The organism is Sphingomonas sp. NFR04, assembly GCF_900114095.1.
GTDB lineage: Bacteria > Pseudomonadota > Alphaproteobacteria > Sphingomonadales > Sphingomonadaceae > Sphingomonas.
This window is the reverse complement of the sequence record NZ_FORV01000008.1, coordinates 33265-58745: the sequence shown is the minus strand read 5'-3', so window position 1 is coordinate 58745 and position 25481 is coordinate 33265. Positions and strand designations below refer to the sequence as shown.

Genomic DNA, 25481 nt, shown 5'->3' with positions numbered 1-25481 from the left:
CCGTTAAGTTCAGTCCTGCTCGGGGGCCAGCACTGCCGCCAGTGCATCGGCGGCCTGGGCGCGGCGCTCGACGATGCCCGCGGTCATCCGCAGGACGAGATCGCGGGCGCCCTGCCAATGGCTGCCGCTGCGGCGGGCATGCGGCAACTGCGGGATACCGCCCACGGCGCTGCCCCAGCCGGTGGCGAGCGCCTGCACCCGCTCGGCAATCGCTGCGTCGGGCGTGTCGCCGCTGAGCAAGAGCGAGGGAAAGGGCAGCCGGATCTTGGGCGAGGCGAAATGCGCCGCATCGCCCTCCCCCGCGATCGGGTCGATCAGCAGCGCGCCGGCAACCCGGGTGATATAGTCGCGCGGCGAGAGGCGCGCCCACCAGGTCGCCGCGAAGCAGCTCGCGCCGTTCGCCACCAGCAGCACCGGCCGCTCGGCATGGAGGATCGCCGAGTCGAGCTTGGCAGCCCACAGGCTGCGCTGCCGCGGCGTTGCTTCCGAATAATCGAGATGCGCGTCGGCCCGCAGCGGCGCGCCGAACAGTGCGGAAAGCGCGCGGGCCGGGCCGGTGCCGGTGCTGATCACCGAAAATCGATCCAAGGGGGTCGTCACGAGCGTCATGGCGAGTCTTCCCGTGTGCTGGTCGAGTGAGGCTATATGCTCTCCACGCCCCGTGCAATGCGGATCATGCGGTCCGGATCGTACCTGCCGCACGCTTGGGCGCAGGCCCTTGCCGCGCGGACCTTCGCAGGGCACGGGGCGCGAGGAGGCGATAGGCGAACGATGCGACGCGGACGAACCCGGACGATGCTGCTGGTGCCGGCGATCCTCGCCGCCGCGCCCGCCATCGCGCAGGCGCCGCTCCAGCGCAGCATCGACCAGTACAACCTCCGCGCCTGGCACCTGGTCGACGGCGCCCCGCCCGACATCTGGGCACTCGCCCAGGCGCGCGACGGCTTCCTGTATCTCGGCACCGGTGCCGGGCTCTACCGGTTCGACGGCATCACCTTCGAGCGGGTGGTGCCGCGCTCGGGCCGATTCGCCTCGCGCAACATCACCGCGCTGCTCGCCGACCCGGACGGCAGCCTGTGGATCGGCCATTTCGACGGACAGGTCTCGCGCTTGCAGGGCGGCCGGGTGACGAACTTCGGTGCGCCCAATGCAGCGGTCGAGCAATTCGCGCGCGGACCGGACGGTACCGTCTGGGTGGCAATGTCCGGTGTGGAAGGCGGGCTGTTCCGCCTCGGCGCTGCCGGTATCGTGCGGGTAGGCGCCGACCAAGGCATGCCCGCGGGCAGAGCCGCCAGCGTCGTCGCGGGTCGCGACGGCGCGATCTGGATCGCGACAGAATCGGACATTCGCGTGCTTCGCCCCGGCGCGCGCCGCTTTCTGCCCGTCGCGCGCAGCCTGTATCGTGCCCGCCTCGCCGTGGCACCCGACGGGCAGGTCTGGGCCTCCGGAGATCCCGCGCATTCCCCCGCCTCCGGCGCGTCGGGCATCCGGATCGCACCGCTGGCGGCGGGCATGCACCCACCCGCCGCCGATCGAATGGGCTTCACCCGCGACGGCGCGCTTTGGCGGACTCTGTTCGCCGGCGGTGTGCTCCAGACCCGCAATCCGGGGAATGCCGCCCCGGCCTTCACCCGCCTCACCACCAAGCAGGGCCTGCCCTCGCTCGTCGCAGTGCCGCTGCTCGAGGACCGCGAGGCCAATCTCTGGATTGGCACCAATCTGGGGCTGTTCCGGCTGCGACCGGTCAGCGCCGCCGCTGCACTGCGCGTCGACGACACTGTGCTCGGCGGCTTCGAGCTCGCGGTGACGCAGGACGGCACCGTCTACGCCGCCAACCCGCACAATCTCTACCGCGCCCGTCCCGGCGAGCCGTTGCGGTGGCTGCGCCGCTTCGACCAGGCGATCGCCATGCTCGAAGCCGATGGCGCCGACCTGATCGTGTCTCTGCAGGACAGGCTGGTGCGGCTGCACGGCGGCAACTTCGCCACGTTACCAGCACCACCGCTTCCCGGCCCGGCCGCCACCTGGGCACGGCAGGGAGAGACGCAGTGGATATCGGTCGCGGATGTCGGCGTGTTCCAGCTGGCGGGGCGCCGGTGGCGCGCGATCGGCGCCACCGACCAGCCGGCAAACCGCCTCTACACCGCATCCGGCGCCGGCGGGGGCAACTGGTTCTACGGACTGGATCGCCTGTATCGACGCGACCAGACCGGGCTCCACGCCATCGCGGGTGATCGGGTCGGGAGCATCGCGCTGGTGTCGGTCGGCCCTGCGGGCACGCTGGTCGGCGGCGAACTCGGGCTTGCCCGCCTCGAACAGGGGCGCCTGCGAGCCCTGCCGGACAGCCGCGTGCCCGAGTTCGGCGGCATCACCGGCATCGTGCAGGCACCGGGCGGGACGGTGTGGATCAACGGCGTGCGCGGGCTGGTGCAGACCAGCAAGGCTGCCCTCGACGCGGCGTTCGCGGATCCGCATGCACCGCTGCAGCGCCAGCTCTTCACCGCCGCCGACGGCCTTCCCGGCGTCGCGCAGCAGGGCTCGCCGAAAACCACCGCCGTCCGTGGTGGCGACGGCCGCATCTGGGTGGCGGACAATGTCGGCATCGGCTGGATCGATCCCGCACGCATCGTCCACAACCCGCTGCCGCCCCCGGTGGCGATCCTGCGGCTGACTGCGAACGACCGGAGCTATGCCGAACCGCACGACGTCGCGCTCCCCGCCGGCACCGCCAACCTGCGGATCGCCTATACCGCGCTGAGCCTTGCCGAGGCGGAGCGGGTGCACTTCCGCTACCGGCTGATCGGCGTCGACCGCGACTGGATCGATGCGGGCACCGCGCGCGAGGCCTATTATGCCAATCTCGGCCCCGGCAGCTGGCGCTTCCAGGTGATCGCCGCCAACAATGACGGGGTATGGAATCGCGAAGGCGCGACCGTCACCGTCACCATCGCCCCGCATTTCTACCAGACCTGGTGGTTCCGGCTGCTGGCGATCGGCGCCGGCGCGGGCCTGCTGTGGCTGCTCTATGCCTGGCGGCTGCGCGAGCAGATCGCCCGCACCCGCGCCCGCGCCGAAGCCCAGCTCGCCGAGCGCGAGCGCATCGCCCGCGAGCTGCACGACACGCTGCTCCAGAGCATGCAGGGGCTGATGCTGCGCTTCCAGGCCGCCGCCTATGCCACCGAGCCGGGCTCCAAGGCGCAGACGCTGATCGACAGCGCGCTGGAACGCGCCGACGACGTGATGATGGAGGCGCGCGACCGGGTGCTGGCGCTCCGCCGCATCACCGGGCCCGGCGATCCGCAGCCGCTGATCGACGAGCTCGCCCGCTATCTCGAAGAGGAAGGCCTGCTCGTCACCGTCACCCGCGAGGGGCCGCCGCTGCGCTTCTCTCCCGAGGAGCTCGAACAGATCCTCGCCATCGTGCAGGAGGCCTTGGCGAACGTCCGTCGCCATGCGGGGACGCTGCTCGCGCAGGTGCGGGTGGACAGCCGCGACGGCCGGCTGCGGATCGAGATCGACGATCAGGGCCGCGGTATCCCGCCGGACGTCGCCGCCGCCGGCGAGCGCCCGGGGCATTACGGCCTCAAGGGCATGCACGAACGCGCCGCGGCACTTCGCGGCACGCTGGAGGTGCGCCGCGGCGCGCCGATCGGCACCACCGTTCGGCTCATCGTGGAACGGTGACGGAGCGCTTGCGTCTGCACTGTTTCTGAACGATGAGGATAGTCGCTTGGCCGCTCCATTCCCTGGGGGGCGATGCCGCGTTTGCGGGTCAGGACTGGGGCAACGGGTGGCAATGAACTCCTACCATCGGACGCTGGAACATCTGCCCCTGCTCGAGAAGCGGCGGCCGCTGGCCTATGCGATCACCTTGGGGTTCTGCGTCGTCGCCTGGTGGCTGCGGCTGGTGCTCGATCCCTTCTTCCCGCCGGGCTTTCCGTACCTCACCTTCTTCCCGGCGGTGATCCTCGCCTCGTTCCTGTTCGGCCGCGGTCCGGGGATCGTGGCGGCGGTGCTGTGCGCGCTGCTCGCCTGGTATTTCTTCATCCCCCCGCTCTACAGCTTCGCGCTGGCGCGGGGGACGCCGGTGGCGCTGCTCTTCTATGTCGGCGTGGTGACGGTCGACATCCTGCTCGTTCACTGGATGCAGCTCGCCAATGCCCGGCTGATGGTCGAGCGGGAGCGCAGCGCCAGCCTTGCCGCGCGGACCGAGATCCTGTTCGAGGAATTGCAGCACCGGGTCTCGAACAACCTCCAGATGGTCGGCGCGATGCTGGCGCTCCAGCGGCGCGGGGTCGCCGATGGCGAGGCCAAGCGCGCGATCGGCGATGCCGCCGCCAAGCTCCAGCTGATCGGCCGCATCCAGCGGCGGCTCTACGGCAGCCGCGGCGAGCCGCTTGCGCTCGATGCCTTCATCACCGCGCTCGTCGAGGATCTGGCCGAAAGCAGCGGCAAGCCCAGCATCCGCCATGTGGTGGAAGCCAACAGCGCGCTGCTGTTGCCGCCCGACCGCGCCATTCCGCTGGCGCTGATCGTCGCCGAAGGGATCGCCAACGCCATCGAGCATGGCTTCGCCGATCGTGAGACCGGCACCATCCTCGTCCAGGTCTGCGCGCAAGGCGACCGGCTGTCGCTGTCGATCCGCGACGATGGCGCGGGGGTGGCGGAGAGCTTCGACCTTGCCGAAGTCGACAGCCTGGGTCTGCGGATCGCGCGGAACCTGGCGCAGGGCATGGATGCGGAGCTGCGGATCGTTCCCGGCCGGCCCGGCACGCTGGTGGAGCTGCGCAACATCCCGATCGACAGGGCGGTGCACCCGGTCGCCTGATCGCGATCAAGGCCGCTGGCGCCGATCCGGCGCATCCTGTAGGCTGATCCAAGGAGGGCGGCGACACGATGGAACAGCGTTCTGGCACCCCGATGGCGACGCGGCTGGGCTTCAAGCCCGGCATGCGCGTGTGGTTTCACGACATGCCCGCGGCGGTGCGCGCCGCGATCGCGCCGGAACGCGCCGCACTGGAAGAAATGGGATGTGCCACGGACGGGGTACAGGGCGTGCACCTCTTCGCCTCCCGGCGTGACCATCTCGAACGCGAACTGGGCGCGTTGCGCGGCCTGCTCGCCAGCAACGGCTTTTGCTGGGTGTCGTGGCCCGATCAGGAAGGTGCCTCCGAGCTGCGGGAAAATACCGTCGCCGATGTCGCCGCCGCGCACGGCTGGGAGGCGCGCGACCGCTGCGCTTTCGAGGGTTGGTCCGGCGTGAAGCTTACCCCTCGTGCTGCGGAGGTAACGGAAAAAAGCTCGACATCCCCGCAGCTCCGCACAAGAACCGAATAGACAAGTGCCGCACCGTGGGCGACCTTGTCGCCGATTTCCTCTATGAAACCAGATATGCGGCCTTGGAATCCTGACATCGATCTGCCCGACGACGCGCGGATCGCAAACGCCGCAGCCTTTTGCGAGCGGATGGCGACGCGCCACAGCTGCCGGAGCTTCTCGGCGGCACCCGTGCCGCGTGCGATCATCGAAACCGCGATCGCTGCCGCCGCCACGGCGCCGAACGGCGCCAATCGCCAGCCCTGGCATTTCGCAGCGCTTGCCGCGCCCGGCGCCAAGACCGCGCTGCGCGTGGCGGTGGAAGAGGAAGAACGCAACTTCTACGGCGGCATCGGCGGCAGCGAGTGGCAGGGGTTGATACGCGATCTCGGCACCACGGCCGACAAGCCCTATCTGGAGATCGCGCCCTGGATCATCGTCGCCTTTGGCCAGACCAAGGCGAACGAGACCGATCGCTTCCCCAACCCGCATGTCACTGAAAGCGTGAGCCTGGCCTGCGGCCTGCTGCTGACCACCCTGCACATGGCGGGCCTGGCGACGCTGGTCCACACCGCCACGCCGGCGCGCTTCCTCAACCGGCTGTGCCGGCGGCCCGAGCATGAGCGGCCGGTCATGCTGATCGTCACCGGCCATCCCGCGCCCGATGCGACCGTGCCGGCAGCGGCACTGGAGCGCAAACCATTGGATCAGATCGCCAGCTGGTTCTAAGCGCCCGGGGTGCATTCCCCGATTTCCGCCCGCCTGCTTTCGCTCGATCTCGTCCGCGGCACCGCGCTGCTCGGCATCCTGCTGCTCAACATCGTCGGCTTCGGCATGCCCGAGGCGGCCTATTTCAACCCGCGCGCCTATGGCGGATGGCACGGCGCGGATCTCGTCGCCTGGCTGGTCAACCTCCTGTTCTTCGACGGGCGGATGCGCGGGCTGTTCTCCTTCCTGTTCGGTGCTTCGCTGCTGATCGTCACCGATGCGGCTGAGGCGGCGGGGCGCGATCCGGCGCGGGCGCATTATGCCCGCATGGGCTGGCTGCTGCTGTTCGGCCTCGCCCATCTCTGGCTGGTCTGGCACGGCGACATTCTCGCCCATTACGCGCTGGTCGGCATGCTCGCCTTTCCCTTGCGCAAGCTGCCGGTCGCCAGGCTGCTGAGCCTGGGAGCGGTGCTGGTGCTGGCGACCACTGCCGTGTTCGGGATGCTCGCCCATGATGCCTGGCGGATGTCGCTGCTGCCGCCGCAGGTGCAGGGCGAATATACCGCATTGGTCGATGCGTTCGGGGTGCCGCCGGCCTCCCGGATCGCCGCCGAGCTGGCGATCCGGCGCGGCGACTATGCCGGAGTGGTCGGCCAGCGCTTCGGCGCCTATGCGACCAGCCCCTTCGCGATGCTGACGCTCTACGGATGGGAGACGCTGGGCTACATGCTGTTCGGCATGGCGGCGCTACGTAGCGGGCTGCTTACCGGCGCATGGCCGCGCGAAACCTATCGCCGCTGGTGGCTGCGGTGCTGGGCCATCGCCCTGCCCATCTATGTGCTGCTGGCGATTTGGCTGATCGCCGCCAAGTTCGGCCTGTTCGCCGTGCTGATGGCGGCGGTGACGCTCCCTGGGCTGATACGCCCGGTGATGATCCTCGGCTGGGCTTGCCTGATCCTCTATGTCGCGCGGCCTGACGGCTGGCTCACACGGCGTGTCGCGGCAGCGGGGCGGATGGCCTTTTCCAACTATCTCGCGACCAGCCTGCTCTGCGTCTGGTTCTTCGACGGCTACGGCCTGGGCTGGTTCGGCCATCTCTCGCGGTGGCAGCTCTACCCGGTGGTGCTCGGCGTCTGGGCGCTGCTGCTGCTCTGGTCGCAGCCCTGGCTCACCGCCTTCCGCTATGGGCCGCTTGAATGGCTGTGGCGCAGCCTGGCGCGGGGCAGCCTGCAACCCATTCGCAATAGCCTTGCGAATCGCTCGCAATCGCACTAGATCCCTCGCAGCGAGAGAATCGAGGGATTGTCGATGGTCGTCTGCGTGTGCAATGCCCTGCGGGAACGGGAAGTCCGGGAAGCTGCGCGATCCGGTGCGCAGAGCGCCTGCCAGGCCTATCGCGCGCTCGGTTGCCAGGCCAAGTGCGGCCAGTGCGTTCCCTTCGCCCGCGCCATCATCGCCGAGGAACGGGCTGCCGCCTGAGGGCACTTCCCCGGTTCCGTCCCGATCGTTTCGCGGCTAGGCTGTCGCCCGAACGAAAAGGGATTTGCACATGAAGGGCGACGCCAAGGTTCTCGAGTATCTGAACGAGGTGCTCAAGAACGAGCTCACCGCGATCAACCAGTACTGGCTGCACTATCGCATGCTCGACCATTGGGGCGTGCAGAAGCTCGCCGAGTTCGAGCGGCATGAATCGATCGACGAGATGAAGCATGCCGACTGGCTGTCGGAGCGCATCCTGTTCCTCGACGGACTGCCCAATTTCCAGCTGCTCGGCCGGCTGCGCATCGGCGAGACGGTGGAAGAGCTGCTCCGCGCCGACCTCGCGCTGGAAGTGGAAGCGATCGCCGTGCTGCGCGACGCGATCCAGCATTGCGAGACCGTCCGCGACTTCGTCAGCCGCGACCTGTTCCTCAAGATCCTCGAGAGCGAGGAAGAGCATGTCGACACGCTGGAGCGCCAGTTCGACATGATCGAGCGCATGGGGCTGGAGAATTATATCCAGCTCAACAGCAAGCCGGCGGAAGCGGAGTAAGCTGCGACTGAAGGGGGGCGGACGCACGTTCCGCCCCACCGTCATCCCCGCGCAGGCGGGGATCCATTGATGGAGTCGTCAAGGCTCTAGCCGACACGTCCTGGCAAATGGATTCCCGCCTTCGCGGGAATGACGAAGTGAGCACGGGAGCGGCAGCTGCCGCCCCGCCTCCTCAATCCTTGTCCCGATCGAACGGGTTCTTCGGCGCGCGCAGCACCAGCCGCACCGGCACCGCGCCGAAATCGAACTCGCGGCGCAGCCCGTTGATCAGGTAGCGCTGATAGCTCATCGGCAGCAGATCGACCCGCGTGCCGAACAGCACGAAGCTGGGCGGGCGGGTCTTGTTCTGGGTGACGTAGCGCGGCTTGATCCGCTTGCCGCCGGGTGCGGGCGGTGGGTTGGCTTCGATCGCGCGCTCGAACCAGCGGTTGAGCTGGCCGGTCGACACACGCCGCGACCAGGCATCGCGCGTCTCGAATGCCACCCGCATCAGCGTGTCTAGGCCCTTGCCGGTCACCGCCGAGACGGTGAGCAGCGGCACGCCCTTCACCTGCGCCAACCCCTCGTCCAGCGCGCCCTTCACGCCGTTGAACAGGCTGGAGGCATTCTCCGCCACGTCCCATTTGTTGAGCGCGATGATCAGCGCGCGGCCTTCCTGCAGCACGCGATCGGCGATCTTGAGGTCCTGCACCTCCAGCCCGCGCGTCGCATCGAGCAGCAGCACGACGACCTCGGCAAAGTCGATCGAGCGCAGCGTATCGGCGACCGAGAGCTTTTCCAGCTTCTCCTCGACGCGCGCCTTCTTGCGCAAGCCCGCGGTATCGACCAGCCGCACCTTGCGCGGCTTGTCCTCGAAGTCGGTCCACTCGTAGTCGATCGAGATCGAATCCCGGGTGATCCCCGCCTCGGGCCCGGTGATCATCCGGTCCTCGCCGAGGATGCGGTTGACCAGCGTCGACTTGCCCGCATTCGGGCGGCCGACGATCGCCAGCTTGAGCGGCGCATCGGGGCTGTCGGGATCCTCTTCGGGCTCCTCGTCCTCGCGATCGACATGCGGCAGCAGCGCCTCGAACAGGTCGGCCACGCCCTCGCCATGCTCGGCCGAGAAGGGAATGGGATCGCCGAGGCCCAGCGCCATCGCCTCCAGCACGCCCGATTCCCCGGCGCGGCCCTCGGCCTTGTTGGCCATCAGCACCACCGGGCGATCGGTGGAGCGCAGCCAGCGGGCGATTTCCTCGTCGAGCGGAGTCACGCCCGCGCGCGAGTCGATCAGGAACAGCGAGACATCGGCCTCGCGCACCGCCGCCTCGGTCTGCGCGCGCATCCGGCCGGGGAGCGTCGCGGCATCCTCGTCCTCATAGCCCGCGGTGTCGATCACCCGGAACTCGAGGCCGAGCAGGTTCGCATCGCCCTCGCGGCGATCGCGGGTGACGCCGGGCTGGTCGTCGACCAGCGCGAGGCGCTTTCCGACCAGCCGGTTGAACAGCGTCGACTTGCCCACATTGGGGCGTCCGATGATGGCGACGGTGGGCAAAGGCATGATCGATTCTCTAACGCAGTCGAAAGGGCGACGCAAAGCCGCCGGAAAAACAACAGGGGCCGGAGCGCTGCGCCCCGGCCCCCTTATGGGTGGTCTGCCCGGCGCGAGGCCGGAGCAGCAGGTTCAACGATAGGCGCTCAGGCGGCCCTTGTCGTCGAGCAGGTACAGCGTGCTGTTGGCGATCACCGGCGCGAGCGACAGCGGATCCTTGGTCTCCTTGGTGGAGAGGATGCTGCCGTCCTTCGGCGACACCGAGACGATCTGGCCCAGCGTGTTGATCAGCACGAGACGGCCGCCGGCCACGATCGGGCCCTTCCAGGCGACCGGGTTCTTCAGCTTCTTCTCGTTCTTGTACTTCTTGAGCTGGACGATCCAGCGCGGCTTGCCGCTGCTGCGCGACAGGCAGAGCAGGCGCGCATCGTCGGTCACGACGAACAGCCACTCGCCCACGGCATAGGGCGAGGCCAGGCCGCCGATGCTCTGCTCCCACAGCGTCGAGCCGCTGGTGATGTCCACCGCGACCATCCGGCCGCCCTCGCCCAGCGCATAGACGCGGCCCTGGTCGATCACCGGCTCGGCATCGATGTCCGACAGCGACGAGACCGAGGTGGTCATGGTGTTGCGGGTCAGCACGTCGCCCCACAGCGACAGGCCGTTCTCGTAGCGATAGGCGTTGAGCTCGCCCGAAGAGAAGCCCGCGATCACCGTGCCCTGCGCCGAAGCCGGGGCGGCAACGCCGAACACGCCCTGCGATTCGAGGCTGGCGGTCGCCGTCCACGAGACGTCGCCCTTGTCCTGGGTCAGCGCGAACAGCTGGTTGTCCTGCGTCACCACATAGACATTGCCGTTGGCGAGCGTCGGGGCGCCGCGCAGCGGCCCGCCGGGGCGCTTGCGCCAGAGCTCCTTGCCGTCGGCAACCTGCAGCGCGACCACGTCTCCCAGGCCGTTCGAGGCATAGACATGGTCGCCATCGACGCTGACGCCGCCACCGAACAGCGCGCCGCGGCTGCGCTTGTCCTCGCCGGTGCCGGTGCGTGCGGCCCACAGCTCGGATCCGGTATCGGCCGCCATGGCATGCACGGTGCCAACCTGGTCGATCACGAACAGCTTGTTGCCTTCGATCACCGGCGAGGCGGCGAGGCGCTGGCTCTTCGACGGCTTGGCGACCTGCTTGGACCAGACGCGCGACAGCGATTCGCCGAGTGCCAGATGGCCCATCGCCTTGGAGGCGCTGCCGCCCGGCTGGCTCCAATTCTCGTTCACCGCCGCCTCGGGCAGCTGGACCTCGATGCCCGCCAGTGTCTTGTCGGCGGTGATGTCGTTCTCGGTCACCAGGATCGGCACGCGCTCGCCGAGAACGGGGGTCTTCTTCCCGTCGCCGCCCTTGAAGACGCCGCAGCCGCTCACCAGCGCGAGCGCGGCAACTGCCGTTACAACGCGAACCTTCGTGTTCATTTAGCTTGCTTTTCCTGGGTCTGAGCGGTCGGCGCCGTGGGCGTGACCGAAAGCGTCTTGGCGAGTTCGGCGGTGCGTTCGCGGATCGAGTCCGGCACGCGGGCGCCGGCTTCGCTGAGCTGGCGATAGAGCTTGGCGGCCTCGCCGCGCTTGCCCGATTTCAGATAGGCGGCCGCCACCATCTCGCCCGCGCTGCCGAACCACGGCGAATCGGGATTGGCGAGCGTGCCGAGCCGCTGGATCACGTCCTGCGGGTTGATCGTATCGAACTCGGCCTGCGTCTGGCGGACCAGCGCGAGGTCGCGGAACGGCTGGGCGAGCTTAGAGTCGGTCACGATGCTGGCGAACTTGGCCGCCGCACCCTTCTTGTCGCCCTGCTGGAACAGCAGATTGCCCTGGGTGAAGCGCGCCATCGCGGCATAGCCGTCCTCGCCCTGCGCGAGCTTGTCGAGCCCGGGCTGTGCCTGGCCGACCTGGTTCTGCGCGGCGAGCTGGAGCGCGGCGTCATATTCCTCGCCGCGTGCCTCGGCGGCGGTGCGCTGGCTGTGATCGTAGAACAGCCAGCCTGCGACGGCGACCAGGAAGGCCACGACGGCGATCGCGATCCAGATGCCATAGCGACGGCCGGCGCGGATCAGCTGATCGCGCCGATATTCCTCGTCGACTTCGCGAAGGAAGGCCTCGTCGGTGGTACCGGAAGGAGGAAGCGCCAAAATCTACTCCATGGGTCTGATGCGGCCGCGGACCTTAGCGTCGCGTGCCGTGAACGCAAATCGCCCTACTCCGTCAGTCCTTCGGCGCATAGACCTGATCCGGTCCCGGAAAGGCCCGCGACCGTACCTCGCCCGCATAGGTTTCAACCGCGGCGGAAATGCGGCCGGCCAGATCGTCATAGCGCTTCACAAAGCGCGGGGTGCGCTCGAACAGGCCGAGCATGTCCTCGGCGACCAGCACCTGGCCGTCGCACTGGGCGGAGGCGCCGATGCCGATGGTGGGGCACTTCACCGCCTTGGTGATCTCCACCGCGATCGGCTCGACCACGCCTTCGACGACGATCGCGAAAGCACCCGCCTCGTCCATCGCCACCGCATCGCCGACCAGCTTGGCGTGCTCCGCCTCGCTGCGGCCGCGCGCGCCATAGCCGCCGAGCACGTTGATTGCCTGGGGGGTGAGGCCGATATGGCCGATCACCGGGATGCCGCGCTCGTTGAGGAACTTCACCGTCGGCGCCATCGCCGCACCGCCCTCGAGCTTCACTGCCGCCGCACCGGTTTCCTTGAGCAGCCGCGCGGCGCTCTCGAACGCCTGCTGGGGCGAGGCTTCATAGCTGCCGAACGGCATGTCGATGACGACCAGCGCATGATAGCTGCCGCGTACCACCGCCGCGCCGTGCGCCGCCATCATCTCCAGCGTGACCGGCACGGTGGAGGGCAGACCGTAGATCACCTGGCCCAGGCTGTCGCCGACCAGCAGCATGTCGCACTGTTCGTCCATCAGCTGCGCCATGCGCACGGTGTATGCGGTGAGCATCACCAGCGGCTCGCCGCCCTTGCGCTTGCGGATCGCCGGCACGCTGACGCGCTTCATCGGCGCGGGCGTGGGGTTGGCGCGGCTGGTGGCGGTATCGAGCGTGAGCTGGTGCGACATGGCGCGCGGTCTAGCGGGTCGCGGGCGGCGTTGCCAGAGGCACCCGGAATCCTGCCTGCGGGAGCGGCAGTCGCTCTGGCGAAGGGGGGCAACGCCTCCAAATCCTCGTCATTCCCGCGAAGGCGGGAATCCATTGCCCTGTACGTTCGTGAAAAGAACCGCGAATTCAGCCCCAATGGATCCCCGCCTCCGCGGGGATGACGTGTATTTTGACGAAGCGCGCGCCCTCAGCCCGTCACGACCGGCCTTTGGAGGAAAATCCAGGATATCACCGCAGCCAGCCCCGCCGCGTCGCCATGCCGGCGAGCCAGATCTGGAAGATCGCCACGCCAAGGATGAACACCGGGATCACGAAGGCCTGCACCGGCCCGGACAGCCCGCCGGTCGCGAACAGATAGCCGAACTGCACGATCACCGCCGCGAGCGAGACGACATACAGAAGATTGGCCTTGCGTGAGCGCCGCAGCATGGCGAGCGAGCCCAGCAGGCTGGCGCCGACCCCGATCGCGTAATCGACCAGGAACCAGCGCGGCACCGCCTGATAATATTCCCAGTTCCAGAAGCTCGGCGCATCGCCGCGCGGGAGCGACAGCGTCGCATGCGCATAGAAGACTAGGCAGCCGAGCAGCCCCCACAGGACCAGCATCGTTGCGACGGTGCGAAACCAGCTGGCTGGCCGTTGTCGAATATAAGACGCCATGCGATCCCAGTAACCTGTGTCGTTTATCGTGTTAATTTAGGATAAACACGGTGGTTAGGCCACGAACGCGTTAATTTTTCGTGCTCAGAGCAACGCGCGGGCATAGCGTTCTGCCGCGAATCCGATCAGCAAACCGCCCGGATATTCCAAAACCGGCCGCTTGATCATCGATGGCTGCGCGATCATCAGCGCGCGTGCCTTGGCCGAATCAAGGTCGATCTTGTCCATCTCCGGAAGCTTGCGGAAGGTGGTGCCGGCGCGGTTCAGCAGCGGCTCCCAGCCCTCCGCCGCGATCCAGTGGTCGAGCCGGGCGGGGTCGACGCCCTCGGCCTTATAATCATGAAACACATAGCGAATTGCGTTGGCGTCGAGCCAGGCCCGCGCCTTCTTCATCGTGTCGCAATTCTTGATTCCGTAGAGCGCGATGGTCATGCGGACTTAGTGGAGGAAACGGCCGAGCGTCACAACCGGCTGCACCTCCAGACCCAGCGCGCGATAGAAACCGATCGCCGCATCATTGCCCGCGCGAACCATCAGCTGGAGCTTGGGGCAGCCCCGCGCGCGCAGCCAGGCTTCGGCGGCCGCCATCAGCGCCCGGCCATGCCCCTGCCCCCGCGCCGACTCGGCGACGGCGAGATAATAGACCCAGCCGCGATGCCCATCCTCGCCCACCATCGCGGTGCCGATCAGCGCAGCGCCGTCGCGAAGCAGCAGGATGGCGGAGCCGGCGCCGTTCACCGCGCGATCGAAGTCGGCGGCGGGATCGTTCCATGGGCGGGTCAGTCCGGCGGACTGCCAAAGCGCGGTAACGGCGTCGCGATCCGATGCGCCTGCTTCCTCTATCATCATCGGCCCAGCCTATCGGCCAGAGACGCAGCCCGCTATCCCCGCTTGAGCCCGAGCAGCGCCAGCGCCGCGACCAGCGAGCCACTGGCCATCGCCAGCGCGACCACCGGCAGCCCGAGATTCATCGAGAACAGCAGCCCGGCAACGATCGGCCCCAGCGCCGCGCCGCCCCGGCCGACGCCGATCACGAAGCCGGTGCCCGATCCGCGCGCCGCGGTGGGGAAGCTCTGCGCGATCAGCGCGTACATGCCGACCACGCCGGCATTGGTGCAGAACCCGGCGATCCCCGCGACCAGCGCCAGCCCACCCAGATCGCGCTGCCCCTGGCCGAACAGCGCCACCATCGCCGTCGCCGCGACCAGCGCCACCACCAGCAGTCCCCGCAGCGGCAGCCGCCAGCTGAGCAGGCTCAGCAGCACCGCGCCCGCCAGCCCGCCGACATTGGCCCAGACCAGCACCCCCGCCGCCTGCGATGCCGGATAGCCCATATCGACGACGATCTTGGGCACCCATTTCAGGATGAAGTAGAAGGTCATGATATGGCAGAAATAGGCGATGGTCAGCAGGACCGTCGTGCGTGCCAGCGGCCCGGCGAACAGCTGGGCGAGCGGCAATTTGGCCCCCGCCTCGGCACGGGGCGGCAGCGCGTCGATCGCACCTTGCCCCATCCGCGCCAGCAGCCGGTTCGCCCGCTCGAGCGCCCCCGCCGGCTGGCGCTGGAACAGATAACGGATCGATTCGGGCAGCAGGAACCAGGTGAGCGGCAGGAACAGCGCCGTCATGCCGGCCCCGAACAGGAAGACGTGCCGCCAGTCTCCGCCGACCAGCAGCTTTGCCGCGATCGATCCGCCGACAATCGCGCCGACCGGATAGCCCGAGGCCATCAGCCCCACCGCCAGGCTGCGCGTGCGGGCGTTGGCGAGCTCCGCCACCATCGCATTGGTGCAGGCGAGCATGCCGCCGATGCCGAGCCCGGTGAACAGCCGGAAGGCGGCAAGCATCTGCAGATCGCGCGCGAAGGTCGCCGCCAGCATCCCTGCCGCCATGATCGCGAGGCAGAGCAGGATCGCCGGCCGGCGCCCGGCGCGATCGGCATAGCTGCCGAGCAGCACCGAGCCGACCGCCATGCCGATGAGCTCCATCGACAGGACCAGCCCCAGCGCCGCGCGCCCGATGCCCCATTCGGCCGCGATGCCCGGCGAGGCGAAGCTGATCGCCAGCACGTCGAACCCGTCCAGCGCGTTGAGCAGCAGGCAGAGCAGGATCGCCAGCACCTGCGTGCGGCTGAGCGGCGCCTCGTCGAGCCGCTGCAGGATTCCGGGCGACTCCGCCATGTCAGACCTCTCCTTCGGGCTTTTGCCGCCCTTTGTCGTTCGTCAGGCGGTGAGCATCAGCGCATCGAGCGCTACCACTCCTTCGCCCAAGGGGTGCACCACCACCGGGTTCAGATCCACCTCGCGGATGGACGGTTCGGCGATCAACACCTGCGCGAGCCGGGCGATCAGCGCGGCGACGGCGGGCACGTCGAGCGCGGGCGCACCACGCCAACCGCGCAGGATCGCCGCGCTCTTCAGCTGGTGCAGTTCGCGCGCAATCGCCTCTTCGGTGAGGTCGCAGGGCAGCAGCCGCACGTCCTGCAGGATCTCCGCCGTGACCCCGCCGAAGCCGGCGAGGATCACCGGGCCCCATTCGGGATCGCGCTTAGCCCCGACGATGAGCTCCACGCCGCGCTTGCCCATGGTCTCGACTAGCACGCCGTCCAGCGTCAGGTCCGGCCGGTGCCGGCCGACATCGCCGTGCAGCTTGCGCCAGCCTGCGCGCAACGCGTCTTCATCCGCGAGGTTGAGGACCACGCCGCCGGCATCGCTCTTGTGGCTGAGCGCTGCCGATTGCGCCTTGAGCACCACGGGATAGCCGATCTCCCCGGCGATCCGAACGGCTTCGTCCGCCGTGCGGGCGAAGCCGCCCTTGGGGAAAGGCAGGCCGAGCGGCGCCAGCACCGCCTTGGCACGATATTCGGGCACCACCCCGCCCAGCGGCAGGTCCTCGCAGGCGAGCGGATCGGCGTCGCAAGTGGCGAAATCCCGCGCCGCATGCGCGGAGAGCCGCGCGATCGCGCGGAACACGCGTTCGGTGGCGCCGAAACACGGAACCCCCGCCGCGCGCAGCCGGGCGATGTTCTCCGCCCCGAGCGGCGCGCCTTCGTCCAGTCCGGCAAAGATCAGCGGCTTGGTGAGCGGCGCCTCCTCCACCGCGCGCAGGATCGGCGGCAGCTTGATCGCGACGGTCGCGGGATCGGTGAGGATGATGCCGGCCACGACGCAGCCGAAGCGGTCGTCGGCGCCCAGCGCCTTGAGCAGCCGATAGTACATATCGGGCTCGATCAGCCCCTGCGCGGTGATGTCGAGCGGGTTGCTGACGCCGACAAAGTCCGGCATCGCGCCGCGCAGCGCCGGTGCATTGGCGTCGTCGAGCGCCGGCAGGTCCACGCCGAGCCCCTCGCACAGGTCGAGCGTCAGCGCCTTGAACGCGCCCGATTCACCGAGCACCGCGGTGCCTCCACCCGGCAGCGCCGGGCAGCGCGCGGCGATCTCGGTGATGTCGCCCAGCTCCTCCAGCGTCTCGGCGAAGACCACGCCGGCGCGCTCCACCATCGCCCGCATCAGCTGATAGTCGCCGGCCATTGCGCCGGTGTGGGTCGCCGCGGATTCGCGCGCGGCGCTGCTCTTGCCGGGGTGCAGCAGCACGACGAGCTTGCCCGCCGCGCGTGCCGCGCGCGCCGCCGCCAGGAAGCGCTGCGGCTTGCGGAACTGCTCGACGATCATCGCGATCACCTGCGTGTCCGGATTCTTCACGCAATAGTCGACATAATCCTCCACACCGCTCGCCGCCTCGTTGCCGGTCGAGACCGACAGGGTGACGGGCAGGTCGCGCGACAGCAGGGTGGTCGACAGCACCGCCGCCATCGCCCCGCTCTGCGAGACGATGGCAATCCCCCTGCCCGGCCCGCGTTCGGGCACCAGCGTCTCGACGAAGGTGAGCGGCACCCGGTCGACATAATTGACCATGCCCAGGCAGTTCGGTCCTTCGATCACCATCCCCGCCTCGGCGGCGATGCGGGCGATCTCGCGCTGGTCGGCCAGGCCCTGCTCGCCGCCTTCGGCGAATCCCGCCGAGAAGACGATCGCCGCGCCCACCTTTCGGACCGCCAGCGCGCGGATCGCATCGAGCACGCTGGCACGGGGAATGGCGAGCACCGCGGCGTCCACGCCCTCCGGCAAGGCCTCGACGGAGGGCAGGCAGGGGCGCCCGCCGATCGTCTCGCGCTTCGGGTTGATCAGGTGGATGGCGCCGGCAAAGCCGTTGCGCTCCAGATTGGCGAGCACCGAGGCGCCGAGCGCCCCGGGCTTGTCCGAGGCGCCGACGATCACGACCGATTTCGGCCGCAACAGCCGGTCTAGCGCGAGGCCGTTGGTGGCGGCGGATGGCGGGGAAAGCGTATCGACGGTCATCGGTGCCCTCCCCGGTTTCAGGCGTTGTGCCTGGACTTGTCGTACGCGCCGAGGCCGGGCTTGTACGTCTTGTCGTCGATGAACTGCTTGATGCCTTCCTTGCGGCCCTCATTGTCGTAGCTGTTGGCGGCTTCCTGCGCGCGGATCAGATAGTCCTCGGCATTGTCATAGGTCATCTCGCGCACCCGGCGGATCGCGTCCTTGGTCGCCTTGAGCGCCACCGGGTTCTTGGCCTGCAGCACCTTGGCGACTTCGGTCACGCGGTCCTTGAGACCTGCCAGCGGCACCGCCTCGTTGACCAGGCCCCATTCGGCGGCCTTCCGCCCGCTGATATTCTCGCCCATCATCGCGTGGTACATCGCGTTGCGGAAGCCGGTCAGCTCGGCGATCACCTTGGAGGCACCGCCGCCGGGCAGGATGCCCCAGTTGATCTCCGAAAGCCCGAACTGCGCCTCTTCCGCCGCGAAGGCGAGGTCGCAGCCGAACAGCGGGCCATAGCCGCCGCCGAAGCACCAGCCATTGACCATCGCGATGGTCGGCTTGTGGTACCAGCGCAGCCGCCGCCACCAGCCATAGGCCTCGCGCTGCGCGGCGCGGGTGGCGCCCAGCCCCTTGGCCTCGTTCTCGCGGAAATATTCCTGCAGGTCCATGCCCGCGGACCAGGCGGTGCCCTCGCCGCTCAGCACCAGCACGCCGACATCGTCGCGATATTCGAGTTCGTCGAGCACCTCCATCATCCGCCGGTTGAGCCGCGGCGACATGCAGTTGCGCTTGTCCGCACGGTTGAAGCGTACCCAGGCGATGCCGTCGATCACGTCATAGGCGACGGTGGCGGCTTGGATCGGATCGGTCATGCTGTGCCTTTCAGAAAAATCGCGCGTCATTCGACGCAGTAGAAGTCGATGGTCACATGAGTCGGTCGGCGGATGCCGCGCGCGACGAAGACGGTGCGCGCCAGCCAGGCGTGCGGCCCCTCGGCCACCTCGAAGCGCGGCGTGGTGCGGAAGTAATAGGCGTCGGGCTCGACCGGCTCGTCGCGCGCCAGCCGCTCGGTGACCGCCTCGCTGGCGACGCGCAGGCCCGGATTCTCGATACCGATCACGGTGCCGTCGTCCGCCTGGAGGAAATAGCGGGCGAGCACGCGGGTGACGCCGCCGGGCAGGATCGTCTGCCAGTCACCGCCCCCCGGCAGCACCGTCGCGGTCAGCCGGGGTCCGGAGATCCGGCCGCCGGTAATCGCGATGAAGCGCGCCCGGCCGCCATCCACCTCCCCACGGTCCACCGGCGGCGCGATCTCGACATGGGCCGAGAAGGCGAAGACGAGGCCAGGCGGCGGAGCGGAGGGGCCAGTCATGCTATCGGCTCAGATCGGGAAATGGCCGGGCTGGGTCTCGAGCGTGATCCAGCGCAGTTCGGTGAAGCTCTCGATCCCCGCCTTGCCGCCGAACTTGCCGTATCCGGAGGCCTTCACGCCCCCGAACGGCATCTGCGCCTCGTCGTGCACGGTGGGGCCGTTGACGTGGCAGATCCCCGACTGGACCTGCCGCGCCACCCTTAGCCCCCGCGCCGCATCACGGGTGAAAACCGAGGCGGACAGGCCGTACTCGGTGTCGTTGGCCAGTTCGATCGCATGCGCCTCGTCGCGGGCGCGGATCACGCCGACGACGGGGCCGAAGCTCTCGTCGCGGAACAGCTTCATGGCGGGCGTGACCTTGTCGACGACATGCGCCGGCATCAGCACGCCGTTCGCCGCGCCGCCATTCACCAGCGCCGCGCCCTGGGCGACGGCATCGTCGATCAGACTCTGCACATGCGCGACGGTCTTGGTATCGACCACCGCGCCAAGCGGCGTCTTGCCCTCGCGGGGATCGCCGACCGCCATCGTCGCGACCTTGGCCCTGAACTTCTCGACGAAGGTATCCGCCACTGCATCGACGACGATGATCCGCTCGGTCGACATGCAGATCTGGCCCTGATTCATGAACGCGCCGAACGCGGCGGCCTTCACCGCTTCGTCGAGATCGGCATCGTCGAGCACGATCAGCGGCGCCTTGCCGCCGAGTTCGAGCACCACCGGCTTGAGGTTCTGCGCGCACCGCACCGCGATGATCCGCCCCACCCCGGTCGATCCGGTGAAGTTCACCCGCCGCACGGCAGGCGCGTCGATCATCGCGCCGACCACCTCGCCCGCATCCTCGGGCGCGTTGGTGACCAGATTGACGATGCCGCCGCCGAACCCGGCCTCGACGAACGCCTCGACGATCAGCGCATGGGTGCGCGGGCATTGCTCGCTGGCCTTGAGTACCACGGTGTTGCCGCAGGCGAGCGGCACCGCGATCGCCCGCGTGGCGAGGATGATCGGCGCGTTCCACGGCGCCATCGACAGCACCACGCCCGCCGGCTCGCGCACCGCCATGGCGATGCAGCCGGGCTTGTCGGACGGGATGACCTCGCCGCTGATCTGGGTGGTGAGCCCGGCCGCCTCGCGGATCATCGAGGCGGCGAGCATCAGGTTGAAGCGCGCCCAGCCCTCTGTCGCGCCGATCTCGGCCATCATCGCGTCGACGAAGGCGTCGGCGCGGAATTCCATGGCTGCAGCGGCCTTGGTCAGCAGCGCACGGCGGGCGTTGGGGCCCTGTGCGGACCAGGCGGGGAACGCCGCCTGTGCAGCCGCGACGGCGGCGAGAGCGTCTTCGGTGTTCGCAGCGGCGGCGATCGTCGCCACCTCGCCGGTAACAGGGTTACTGCGCTCGAAGCTACGCGCGGCCTCGCGCGGGGCACCGCCCACGCTCAGCGATACTCGGCTTGCAGACATGACCTCTCCTGTCCTGCGTGCTATTGTTATGTACCATAGCTTTTATCGCAGGGCAGGCAAGAGGCGAATTGCGGCCGCTTATTTTGCGTCGGCGGCGAAGCGGAACGTCACCGCGATCGCGTCGGGGATGGTGCTCGGATCGCTCCACTGGCCCTTGCCGACGCCGAACGCCAAGCGCTTCACGGTGGCGGTGCCGCTGGCCTGGGCATGGTCCCCGTCGATCTTGAGCGTGAAGCTCACCGGCATCGGCTTGGTTGCGCCCGCCAGCGCCAGCGTGCCGTCGGCGACATAGCCGCTGCCCTGCTTGCGGATCCGGGCCGCGGTGAAGCGGGCCTTGGGATGCGCGGCGACGCCGAAGAAATCGTCGCCCTTCAGCGTGTCGTCGCGCTCCGAATCGCCGCTGCTCACCGAGGCGAGGTCGATGTCGACCGCGATCTTCGAATGGGCGAGATCGTCGGGGCTGAACTGGATGTCGGCGGTCCAGCGGGCGAAGCGGCCGTTGATCGTCTCGCCGCTATAGACGGTGCGGAAGGCGAGCGTACCGCCCGGCGCCACCTTCCAGCTGCGCACCGGCATGGCGGCATCGGTCGCAGAGGCCGACGGCGACGGGGTGGGCTCGGGGCTGGCTGAGGCTTCCGGGGTGGGTGCCGGGGCGGCCGGCAGCTCGGGCGTCGAGCCCGGCGTGGGCAGCGGCGCGGAGGGCTTGGGCACCTCGGCATGGCCCTTGTACCGCCACGAACCGGCGAAGAAGGCCGACACGCACGCCGCCAGCGCCACCACCATCGCGATCGACAGCGCCGGGCGCTGCGACACGGCTGCCGGCATCATCCGCCCGATCAGATCGTCGCGCAGCAGATGGTGCCGCAGCGCGCCCGCGACGTGCAGCACGAACAGCCCGGCGAGCAGCCAGCCGATCAGCCCGTGGATCGTCTCGGCCGGCTCGTTCCACGCCGCGCCCAGCGGCAGATGCGGCAGCGGGATCGTGCCGAACAGCAGCGTCGGCAGCTTCACCCGCGCGGTGGAGACGATGATCCAGCCGGTGATCGGCCCCAGGATCATCACGCCGTACAGGCCCCAATGCACCACGCTCGCCAGCAGCTTCAGCGCCGGCGCCCCCTCGGCAGGCGGACGGGCGACGAACAGCCGGGTCAGCAGCCGCGCGAGCGACAGCACCAGGATCAGGATGCCGACCGACTTGTGAAACTGGAAGGCCACGAACAGCGAGGATTTCGGCAGATCCTCCAGCGACCAGCCGAGCCCCAGCTGGAACAGCAGCAACAGCGCCAGCGTCCAGTGGAGCAGGATCGCGATCCCGCTATATCGTTGTTTCAGCCCTGCCACGCCCAGCCTCGTTCTTCGGGAACGCGCGCAGCCCGGTGCGGCGCACGGAAGCGCGGGACCCGATGCCCGAGTCGATAGCGCAACGATGGGATGTTGCGCCGAGCGCTGGGCTATCGGCAAGTGCGCCAGCTGGAAACGGTGCGTTCCCAGGGCGTCGGCCGATCCTTTCTGCCCGGCAGCGCGGTCGCGGCGCCTGCCGGACGCGGGACCGTTTGGCTAAGCGGTCGGTTTGGCGGGCACAGTCTCGGGTACCGGATCGAGCTGGCGTAGCACCGCATTCACTGCCGCCACCTCGGCATGGCTGGTGAACGCGACCGTGCCGTCCGGTGCCGTGGTCCAATGGCGCCGCGCCAGGATCCTGCAGACCTGCGATGCGGTCCGCGCCTGGGCCGCCAGCCTATCCCAGCGCCGCTCCATGGCAGCGCGGTTTCGCAGCATGCCCTCCAGGACGCTGTCCGTAAGCGGCCGATCGATCGTGCCGGCCGCGACGTCCGCATCGGCCATCGCACGTGCCGCATCGAGATAGCGCGTAGGCTTCGCACGAACGGCCCGCGCGCTGTTTTCCAGTGCATCGAACCGATCGCACTGGTCCAGCACCGCCGAGGTCTTGCGCAGTCCTCGCAGCTGCAGGATTTCCGCCATGCCTGCCTGAAGCTGCGCAGCGGACTGGCGATCGAGGTCGGCGAACGCCGCATTCACGTGGGCGGCAGCCATGCGCGTCAACGTACCCGCGCCCGCCGGGACCGGCAGCGCGGTGCCCGGCTTGCGCACCCGCGCTTGCTGGAAGAGCACCCTACTCGCAGCCACGTCGCGACTGAACGCCTGCTTCCGCGCCGCCACATCGGCGGCTCCCGTCCAGAGCCCGACGCAGACCAGCACGAGCAGCGATGCAATCTTCCACCGCGGCGAGGCGCGGCGAATGGTGATGGCGTAAGCGATCGCCCAGAACACGAGCCCGATAAGGCCCCCACCCACCACGATGCCGGTCATCATGGCGTCCGACGAAAGGCCGGCTTCGCTGCTCCCCCCGCCGCAACGCGAAAGCAGCAGCAGCACCGCACAACCGATGGTGGCGAGCAGCGGATGCCCCCCTCGCACGGGATCGGTCTCGAACGCGTCCAGCTCTTCGTCGATCATTGCCATTGCCCCCTCGCCCCACGACTCTTCCCGGCTGTGGCGAACCTTGGCTTACGACCCCGCTAAAGAACGACCTTCACAAAGGGTTAGCGGCCGTATCGGCGGCGGCAGGACACTGACGCCAAGGGATCCGAGCGCGTTGCTTGCGTGGTCCCGGGGACAAGCGACGAGCTGCTGCTGCGCGCCGCGAGGGCTATGGCGCGGCGCCTGCCGCTGCGGTAGGCGCACGCCCGCAACTTTCACGGGGGCGTGCAGCATGGTCCGAACGGTTCTCTTCCTCTTGCTCGGTCTGGGCGCGCTCTGGAGCGTACCTGCGCATGCGAGCGGCGATTACAGCTGCGGCCCCGCCTGGAAGCTCAACGCCGCCGCCTATAGCGGTTGCGACGACCTGCCGATGCTCGGCCCCCGCAACGACAGCCGGACCAATCTCGCGCTGCTGCTCGCCGATCTGCCAGGCGCAGCCCGCCTGGTGGCGCCGGCAAAGCCCTCGGTGTTCCTCGACATCGCCCTGCTGATGCCGCGCTCGGCCGATGGCGGCAGCCCGTATTTCTCCGACGGCGAGGGGTCGCGCTGCCGCAGCAACGTGGCGGGCGCGTCGAGTTTCGAGGCCGCCATCCGCGCCAATGCCAAGGTGCCCGAAGCGGAGCGGGCCGCACTGATCGCCGCCCGGCAGGGTCTGCAGCCCGATTGCGCGCAGGGCACCGCCGGCTCGACCGCGCTGGTCGCGGCAGTGAACGGCGCGAAGTCGGAGGCCGGCAAGGCCTTCGCCGCCTATCTCGACGGCGCGGCCGCTTTCTATGCCGGGGACTTCGACGGCGCCGCTGCTCGGTTCGCCGCGCTCGGCAATGCCCGCGATCCGTGGCTGCGCGAGACCGGGCGCTACATGCTCGGCCGGGTCGCGGTGAACCGGGCGCAGGTCGATTATTACGACGAATATGGCTCGCCCAAGGACGGCGCAAAGGTCGCGCCAAAGCTGGTCGCCGAGGCGGAAAACGCCCTGCGCGGCTATATGAAGGCCTATCCCAAGGGTGAATATTTCTTCTCGGCGCGCGGGCTGCTGCGCCGCGTCTACTGGCTGGCGCAGGACCGCGAGAAGCTCGAGGCCGAATATGCCGCGCTGATCGCGCTGCCGGATGCGCAGCGCGGCATCGACGCGGTGTCGCTGGCGCAGGAGATCGACGCCAAGCTGCTGGCGACCGCGACCGCCGAGACGCTGCACGATCCGATCCTGCTCGCCGCGTTCGACCTGATGCACATGCGCGCGGCGGAGGGCAGCGACCCCTGCTGCCAGCCCCTTTCCCGCGCCGCCCTCGACGCCCAGCGGACGAAGTTCGCCCGCAACCCGGCGCTGTTCGCCTTCCTCCAGGCGACCCATGCCTATCATCTCGGCGGGCAGCCGCAGGAGACGCTGCAGCTCCTCCCCGATGCATCGCACCAGGCGAACTTCAGCTATCTCGAGTTCAGCCGGCAGATGCTACGCGGCATGGCGCTGGAGGCGCGGGCCGACCGCAATGTGCGCGGCTTCTGGGTCGACCTGCTGTCCGGCGCCAAGGCGCCCGGCCAGCGCCCGGTGGTAGAGCTGGCACTGGCGCTGCACGAGGAGCGGCATGACGGTCTCGGGCGTGTGTTCGCGCCCGACTCGCCGATCCGCTCGCAGGAGATCCGCGACCGGCTGCTGATGAACGTCGCCGATGCGAAGCTGCTGCGGCAGCAGGCACAGGCGGCGGGCGCCTCGGCGCATGAGCGCGACGTCGCGCTGTTCACCCTGCTCTACAAGGAAGCGACGCGCGGTTCGCACCGCGACTTCGTCGAAGATATGCGGCTGGTCCCGGCCGGCACGCCCGCCGAAGCGGACTATTATTTCGATTTCAGCGATACCAAGCCGCTGCCCACGGCGGTGTTCGTCAAGGGCAAGAAGCTCGGCGACTATGGCTGCCCGGCCTTCCCCGAGACGCAACGCCGCCTAGCCGCCGCGCCTGGCGACGCGAACGCGATGCTCTGCCTCGGCGAGTTCACGCGCGTGAACGGCTTTGACGGGTTCTTCCTCGACGCCCAGCCCGCGGCCGACGAACTGGGCGGCACGCCCACGCGGTTCGCCGGTACACCCTATGCCCGGCTCGATGCCTATCAGGCGGTGATGGCCTCCCCTACCGCCTCGCCCGACGACAAGGCCTATGCGCTGTTCCGCGCAGTCAACTGCTATGCGCCGAGCGCGTACAATGCCTGTGGCGGCAAGGGCGTCGAGCCCGCCGTCCGCAAGGGTTGGTTCCAGCGACTGAAGCGCGACTATCCCAAGTCGCGCTGGGCGCAGGAGCTGCGCTATTATTGGTAGGGGCCTCGGTCTGCTGCTGGCGCTGCCGCTGCTGCTTTCGGCAACGCCGCCGCAGACGCAGCCCGGCGCGCCGGTCGACGCGACCCGCTACGACGCCTTC

23 protein-coding genes are annotated in these 25481 nt (G+C 68.9%); 8 read left to right on the top strand and 15 right to left on the bottom strand.

Features of this window, described 5'->3' with window-relative positions:
• Window positions 1–9 precede the first annotated feature (9 nt).
• Complete coding sequence (locus BM009_RS19175; protein WP_093298645.1) at window positions 10–609, bottom strand: alpha/beta hydrolase; 600 nt, start codon at window positions 607–609, stop codon at window positions 10–12.
• Window positions 610–771: 162 nt separating this feature from the next.
• On the opposite strand from BM009_RS19175, the gene BM009_RS19170 reads away from it, so the two are divergent.
• The 7 genes from BM009_RS19170 to bfr all read left to right on the top strand — a co-directional run bounded on the left by BM009_RS19170 (window position 772) and on the right by bfr (window position 8056).
• Entirely contained in the window at window positions 772–3684 is a 2913-nt protein-coding gene (locus BM009_RS19170; protein ID WP_175488128.1) for a sensor histidine kinase, read from the top strand.
• Window positions 3685–3796: 112 nt separating this feature from the next.
• The gene (locus tag BM009_RS19165) at window positions 3797–4828 is read left to right on the top strand and encodes a sensor histidine kinase (protein ID WP_175488127.1); all 1032 of its coding nucleotides are present in this window, start codon (window positions 3797–3799) and stop codon (window positions 4826–4828) included.
• A 92-nt stretch (window positions 4829–4920) separates the two neighbouring features.
• Window positions 4921–5337: a hypothetical protein gene (locus BM009_RS19160; RefSeq protein WP_175488126.1), complete on the top strand. Its 417-nt coding sequence runs from the start codon at window positions 4921–4923 to the stop codon at window positions 5335–5337.
• Between the two features lie 54 nt (window positions 5338–5391).
• Entirely contained in the window at window positions 5392–6045 is a 654-nt protein-coding gene (locus BM009_RS19155) for a nitroreductase family protein (RefSeq protein ID WP_254772365.1), read from the top strand.
• A 9-nt stretch (window positions 6046–6054) separates the two neighbouring features.
• Window positions 6055–7299 (top strand): DUF418 domain-containing protein, encoded by a 1245-nt coding sequence (locus BM009_RS19150; protein WP_093298640.1) that lies wholly within the window; start codon window positions 6055–6057, stop codon window positions 7297–7299.
• A 33-nt stretch (window positions 7300–7332) separates the two neighbouring features.
• Window positions 7333–7503 carry a (2Fe-2S)-binding protein gene (locus BM009_RS19145; protein WP_010545522.1) on the top strand — a complete coding sequence of 57 codons (171 nt, stop codon included), beginning with the start codon at window positions 7333–7335 and terminating at the stop codon, window positions 7501–7503.
• A 70-nt stretch (window positions 7504–7573) separates the two neighbouring features.
• Complete coding sequence (gene bfr, locus BM009_RS19140; RefSeq protein WP_093298639.1) at window positions 7574–8056, top strand: bacterioferritin; 483 nt, start codon at window positions 7574–7576, stop codon at window positions 8054–8056.
• A 172-nt stretch (window positions 8057–8228) separates the two neighbouring features.
• On the opposite strand, the gene der is transcribed toward bfr, so the two are convergent.
• From der to BM009_RS19070, 14 genes are all read right to left on the bottom strand, one after another.
• Complete coding sequence (der, locus tag BM009_RS19135) at window positions 8229–9596, bottom strand: ribosome biogenesis GTPase Der (RefSeq protein ID WP_093298637.1); 1368 nt, start codon at window positions 9594–9596, stop codon at window positions 8229–8231.
• 123 nt (window positions 9597–9719) lie between these two features.
• Window positions 9720–11051 carry a PQQ-like beta-propeller repeat protein gene (locus BM009_RS19130; RefSeq protein ID WP_093298636.1) on the bottom strand — a complete coding sequence of 444 codons (1332 nt, stop codon included), beginning with the start codon at window positions 11049–11051 and terminating at the stop codon, window positions 9720–9722.
• Window positions 11048–11764 (bottom strand): tetratricopeptide repeat protein, encoded by a 717-nt coding sequence (locus tag BM009_RS19125; protein ID WP_093298634.1) that lies wholly within the window; start codon window positions 11762–11764, stop codon window positions 11048–11050. Before BM009_RS19125 ends, BM009_RS19130 begins: the two co-directional genes overlap by 4 nt.
• A 73-nt stretch (window positions 11765–11837) precedes the next feature.
• A complete protein-coding gene (panB, locus tag BM009_RS19120) occupies window positions 11838–12698 on the bottom strand; it encodes a 3-methyl-2-oxobutanoate hydroxymethyltransferase (protein ID WP_093298633.1) in 861 nt (286 codons plus the stop codon).
• 268 nt (window positions 12699–12966) lie between these two features.
• A complete protein-coding gene (locus BM009_RS19115; RefSeq protein ID WP_093298631.1) occupies window positions 12967–13344 on the bottom strand; it encodes a hypothetical protein in 378 nt (125 codons plus the stop codon).
• Between the two features lie 138 nt (window positions 13345–13482).
• Window positions 13483–13830 carry an ArsC family reductase gene (locus BM009_RS19110; protein ID WP_093298630.1) on the bottom strand — a complete coding sequence of 116 codons (348 nt, stop codon included), beginning with the start codon at window positions 13828–13830 and terminating at the stop codon, window positions 13483–13485.
• Window positions 13831–13836: 6 nt separating this feature from the next.
• Window positions 13837–14247, bottom strand: coding sequence for a GNAT family acetyltransferase (locus BM009_RS19105; RefSeq protein ID WP_093298628.1), 411 nt, complete (start codon window positions 14245–14247; stop codon window positions 13837–13839).
• 32 nt (window positions 14248–14279) lie between these two features.
• Window positions 14280–15578 carry an MFS transporter gene (locus BM009_RS19100; protein WP_093298627.1) on the bottom strand — a complete coding sequence of 433 codons (1299 nt, stop codon included), beginning with the start codon at window positions 15576–15578 and terminating at the stop codon, window positions 14280–14282.
• A gap of 42 nt (window positions 15579–15620) precedes the next feature.
• Window positions 15621–17756 (bottom strand): acetate--CoA ligase family protein, encoded by a 2136-nt coding sequence (locus BM009_RS19095; RefSeq protein WP_093298625.1) that lies wholly within the window; start codon window positions 17754–17756, stop codon window positions 15621–15623.
• A gap of 17 nt (window positions 17757–17773) precedes the next feature.
• Window positions 17774–18610 (bottom strand): p-hydroxycinnamoyl CoA hydratase/lyase, encoded by an 837-nt coding sequence (locus tag BM009_RS19090; protein ID WP_093298624.1) that lies wholly within the window; start codon window positions 18608–18610, stop codon window positions 17774–17776.
• Window positions 18611–18636: 26 nt separating this feature from the next.
• Window positions 18637–19110: a DUF3237 domain-containing protein gene (locus BM009_RS19085; protein WP_093298622.1), complete on the bottom strand. Its 474-nt coding sequence runs from the start codon at window positions 19108–19110 to the stop codon at window positions 18637–18639.
• 9 nt (window positions 19111–19119) lie between these two features.
• On the bottom strand, window positions 19120–20571 hold the full coding sequence (locus tag BM009_RS19080) for an aldehyde dehydrogenase (RefSeq protein WP_093298621.1): 1452 nt from the start codon (window positions 20569–20571) through the stop codon (window positions 19120–19122).
• Window positions 20572–20649: 78 nt separating this feature from the next.
• A complete protein-coding gene (locus BM009_RS19075) occupies window positions 20650–21912 on the bottom strand; it encodes a YceI family protein (protein ID WP_254772364.1) in 1263 nt (420 codons plus the stop codon).
• 216 nt (window positions 21913–22128) lie between these two features.
• On the bottom strand, window positions 22129–23049 hold the full coding sequence (locus tag BM009_RS19070) for a hypothetical protein (protein ID WP_093298620.1): 921 nt from the start codon (window positions 23047–23049) through the stop codon (window positions 22129–22131).
• Between the two features lie 256 nt (window positions 23050–23305).
• Here BM009_RS19070 and BM009_RS19065 point away from each other — a divergent pair, with 256 nt between their 5' ends.
• Window positions 23306–25381, top strand: coding sequence for a PA5441 family protein (locus tag BM009_RS19065; RefSeq protein ID WP_093298618.1), 2076 nt, complete (start codon window positions 23306–23308; stop codon window positions 25379–25381).
• Window positions 25382–25481 lie beyond the last annotated feature (100 nt).